At 42.9% G+C, this 4,191-nt stretch carries 4 protein-coding genes; 1 reads left to right on the top strand and 3 read right to left on the bottom strand.

Features of this window, described 5'->3' with window-relative positions:
- Nucleotides 1-66: 66 nt before the first annotated feature.
- Complete coding sequence (locus BCT34_RS22025) at nucleotides 67-411, top strand: hypothetical protein (protein ID WP_076653967.1); 345 nt, start codon at nucleotides 67-69, stop codon at nucleotides 409-411.
- Between the two features lie 91 nt (nucleotides 412-502).
- Here BCT34_RS22025 and BCT34_RS24240 read toward each other — a convergent pair whose 3' ends face one another.
- The 3 genes from BCT34_RS24240 to BCT34_RS22015 form a co-directional block, all read right to left on the bottom strand.
- Nucleotides 503-832, bottom strand: a complete 330-nt coding sequence (locus tag BCT34_RS24240; protein WP_133151001.1) for a hypothetical protein — start codon at nucleotides 830-832, stop codon at nucleotides 503-505.
- Nucleotides 833-884: 52 nt separating this feature from the next.
- Entirely contained in the window at nucleotides 885-2,330 is a 1,446-nt protein-coding gene (locus BCT34_RS22020; RefSeq protein ID WP_241902789.1) for a DUF3560 domain-containing protein, read from the bottom strand.
- A gap of 854 nt (nucleotides 2,331-3,184) precedes the next feature.
- Nucleotides 3,185-4,090, bottom strand: coding sequence for a replication initiation protein (locus BCT34_RS22015; RefSeq protein WP_241902788.1), 906 nt, complete (start codon nucleotides 4,088-4,090; stop codon nucleotides 3,185-3,187).
- Between the last annotated feature and the right edge of the window lie 101 nt (nucleotides 4,091-4,191).

Raw genomic sequence — 4,191 nt, 5'->3', positions numbered from 1 at the left:
CTTTGAAATCGCTAAACATGGACTTTTCTGTGGTCATAAGGATTACCTCAAAATAAGGGGGAACTCATGGAAGTTAAAAGTGAAGGCAAGCGATACTTTAAAATGCAATATCCCGATGAGTCGTGCCCTATCATCTCGGTTCGGGGGCGCTCAAGACCAGTGACAGTCTTATCTGAAAATGCTTTGGTAGTGTTAACTAAAGGGGTGTCAAAAAGCCGGATGGGTGCCATGGTGAGCGGAGTGATAAACTACCCAAACGGTAATCAAGATGAGGTGCATGGCTACATCATCTTCATCAAAGGAAAGAGCATCATTGTTAAGTTGCTTAAAAATATCCCAATAGCGCGAATCAATGAGCAGCAGCGCTGGGTGCTCCAACATTACCCCAATTTTGACATGAGAATGAAGTAAGCAACTCAGTGCATTGACTGTTTGATTTTGTTGCGGTTTTTGGGCTTACCCACCGTTTCGGTGGATAACTCGATAACAAAGTGTCGATGCTTTAATTTTCAATGATGACGTCCGCCGTGATGGTGTCGCCATTGTGATTGTAAAAGTAAGGCTCACCATACCTTTGGCCGTCCATCCACATTTCAGTGTATTCATACGTCGCTGTGCATTGAGTGGGGGTTCGGTGGGATGTGTCGCGTGACGTTACGCAAGATTGGTCTTTGTACAACTTTGAAGGCACTGGCCTCCAAGCGCTGCACACTTTCTCACCTTTAAATGAATGCCCCCAACTCACACACTCTTCATAGCGCGGTGAGTAAGCCGCTCGACCTTCTCGTGAGGTAATTTCGCTTGCCTGACTGGAATCAGTGCCCGAGTCCACCATACATCCCAGAAAACTAGGTAAAGGCGACTTGAAGTGCTTTACGCGGTCTTTAAATGCGTCCTTGGACTCTCCGCATCCACTGGCGTGGAAGCCTGTCGGCATGCACATCCAAATGCCACACTCGGCATCGCTGTAGGCCAGAGCGGGTGTGCTTAAAAGTGCGCTTGATAGCAGCGAGAGCAGGATGGCTCGTCTTGTCTTCCTCGGTCATGTGGCTAGAGCGCACAACCTTATTGACTGCTTTCATTAACTCATGGCTTTGCACCAATCGGCCGAGCTTTTGCTTTAACTTTGTGACCGCTTCGGGGTCGTCTGACGCGATGCCAGCAGAGCCTACACTATCAGCGCGACGGCTTAGATATTCCGCTTTGTCCTGAGCCTCTACGCTTTTACGCATGTTTGTATTAATGCTCTCCGCGTGTCTACGGTGCTTTGCTTCTGAGTGGTGGCCTACTAGGATAGGCTGACCAAAAGGTAACATTTTCCCTAATGAACTTGCTGTATTAAAACGCTCCGTAGATACCGCAGCGGCTTTTATTGCTCGCTCTTCTAATCGCTCGCGCTTTTCTTCTTGTCGCTCTTGATAGTCTCCTAGGGCTACAACTTTTCGGGTTTTATCTTCTGGCGGTGGTGTTGGCTTTTTCTCGTCACTGTTAAGCGGTGACAGATAACCGTCAATTAACGCCTTTGTTACTTGCTCAAACGTAAAGCGCACTTTAGAGGCTGTAATTAATTTAACCTCACTCACCGCAGCGTAGTAATGGTTTAATGTTGGGTAATCTGCATCAATATCATGTCTGAATTTTTCGCTTAGACCATCATCAAACGTAATTTCTAACATTGTTTTCGCGTAGCCGTTACCGCGTCCAGTTTCTTGTGCTTCAATCATGGCTTTTTCGTTGTACTCTTCCAGCGTGTAAACCTCGTTATCATCGAACTGGTTTGACTCGCTCCATTGAATCGTAACGCGATCAACAACTGCGGTATTAACTAGGCTTTCGTACTTATAGAACGGGGCTAATAAAACCTCTTCTTTCACCTCTTCGACTTCTTCAACAACCAAAGAATTATTATCAAAAATAGCACCTTCCGCGCCTAGCTCATCCAATGAGAAAGTCATGACTACATCATCCGAAAAATGGTAAATACAATCACAAACTTGGACTTTCACCAGAACCCCGTCATGGATAGTTAATAAAATCACCATGTCGCGGTAATTCTTTTCGTACCAGTCCCAAAAATCCGCTTTATCCATCGTGACAGGCTCATTACTTCTATAGCAATCATCCATACCCATTGACTGAGTTTTTAAGATCAACGAATCCGCAAAACCCAACAACTTAGTAATTTTGGCCTTAGCATTTTTACGCAATTTACGACCAGAGAAGCTTTTCAAAAATTCATTTTTGGATGAGCCTGACTGTTCAAACGGGGATACGTTTGTCGCTGTTTGGACGTTAGAAGCTGTTGATTGATTACGGATTGAGTCTGTCATAAGTTTTTCCTTTGATTAATTTTTCATTCCCGTTGTCGCCTGACTGCTCGACCCGAAATCATGGTTCTTTAAAACAAGGGCGCGAAGCGTTTATATACCCTTGTTTTAGAGGTTCTGATTTGGGACGTTAAGCAGGAAGACCGCAACACGGTAATGAGAAATCAAAGGGAAAAGACAGGCGAGAAACGGAGTCAATCTTACAGATTCTTCGTTCCAATCAGTTAAATAGCCCCGAATGGGGGCTTGATTTTGCGTTCAGGATTGGGGGACAGGAACTTAAACGAAAAGAGCCGGCTAATACCAAGTGAAGTATGAACCTGGTATTAGCCAGCTCGTATTGAGTTAAGTTATCGGCACGAGGCGAAGCCGAAAAGCCTTGCCCCGTAGGGGTAACGCCCTATCGCATCATCACCCTTAAAAAGAACACCATTCTCAATTCGGTAACAGACCCAACAGAGAATTTAACTAACATTCTCGACATCGTATTCTGAACAGATTGGTAATTACATTTCATCTTCTCTCCTATATCACTGTAAGACACCCCTAGCGAATAAAGCATAAGGCATTGGAATTGTCTTTAAGACAATTCAGGGAAGCACTCTCTGGCTTTGTGAGAGCCTTTTTCGTAGAAAATGGCACTCATACTACAGACCTCCCAATAAGGAGGGCTTGTCGTTGCCTATAGGTAAGATTTGAAGACGTGTGTACAAACTGAACAAGCAGTTCGTAGGTAACGTGACAAAGAGGCACGCGAAAGGTACTATTTTTCATAGCTCACTATCCTAGTATCGTAGGTTTTGGGTTAGCTGGTTGTTCGAGTTACAGCTCGTTCAATCAGCGATTAATCGATTCATTTAAAATGTTGGTTTTTTTCCCTCCTTAATCAATTGTTGTCGATAGCGTTCAGACGGACTTAATTTAACCTTACTTGCTGCCAATTCTTTATCGGGCTTTGGTGCTTTAACGACAAAGCCAGCCTCATCAAATTTATCAATTTGATTTTTGTACTCATAAGAAATTCTGACTTTATGCGCTTTACGGCCTTTCTTCTGAATAATTTCCATGTCGATGTAAGTAAATTCAGTGATAGCAAGGACTTGCTTAACAGCACGTTTGAAAAATGAATTATCAAACGTATTAAACTTATTATAACACTCTCCCTCTACTCCCAATTCTCGCTTCAATTCATCTAATTCAATCTCACAGTAGCCAATTTTTCCTGAACTGATCCATCTAGATAACAAAAGGTAAAGATTATAGGCGTTACCTTTGGGAAGCCTAACTGCACTAAGAAGAAACTGACTCGTAAACTCTTTTGTCAGGTCTGAAATATAAGGGGCAAATTCAGGAGCAAGTTTAACTTCAACGAATCCGTCACCGTTCGAGTAGTAACTGTAATTAGCAACAGTAAATACAATCATCCCGTCTTTAGGTCGCCCTTTAAGCTCTGGGTGCAATACAGATTCGGGGATCTCCATACCATAAGTACGAATATCATAAACACCATTTTGAAGCTGCTTATAAGCCTCTGACGTATCGATATTACATAGCTGTGCATAATCTTTTGCAGTAATAGTAAAAACTTGTTCAGGGTCGAACTTAATAGAAGTAAGACCAGAATCAACATCACGCTCACGCTCAAGTTCAGACAAGCACATATAGAGTATCCGCCTAGCCGATAACTCCATTTTAGCCAATTCTTGGTGAGCATCATTACAGTGGTAGATTTTTTTATTCATGTTTCTAGTTAATAATTCCAAATACTCATTTCCATTCATCAATGGGATACCAAAACAATAACAGCAGACACAAGCAATAGCAAGGTCAACTTAAATGCTATTCTTTAGCGGTGTTGACGCTA

This window comes from Vibrio sp. 10N.261.45.E2, assembly GCF_002875705.1.
In the GTDB taxonomy this organism is placed as follows: domain Bacteria; phylum Pseudomonadota; class Gammaproteobacteria; order Enterobacterales; family Vibrionaceae; genus Vibrio.
Note: the sequence above shows the minus strand (reverse complement) of the source record. Positions and strands in the feature narration are given on the sequence as shown.

Bases quoted from the DNA above. Each gene is read 5' to 3' on its own strand.
- BCT34_RS22025 (WP_076653967.1), top strand. From the start codon at position 67: ATGGAAGTTAAAAGTGAAGGCAAGCGATACTTTAAAATGCAATATCCC.
- BCT34_RS22020 (WP_241902789.1), bottom strand. From the start codon at position 2,330: ATGACAGACTCAATCCGTAATCAATCAACAGCTTCTAACGTCCAAACA.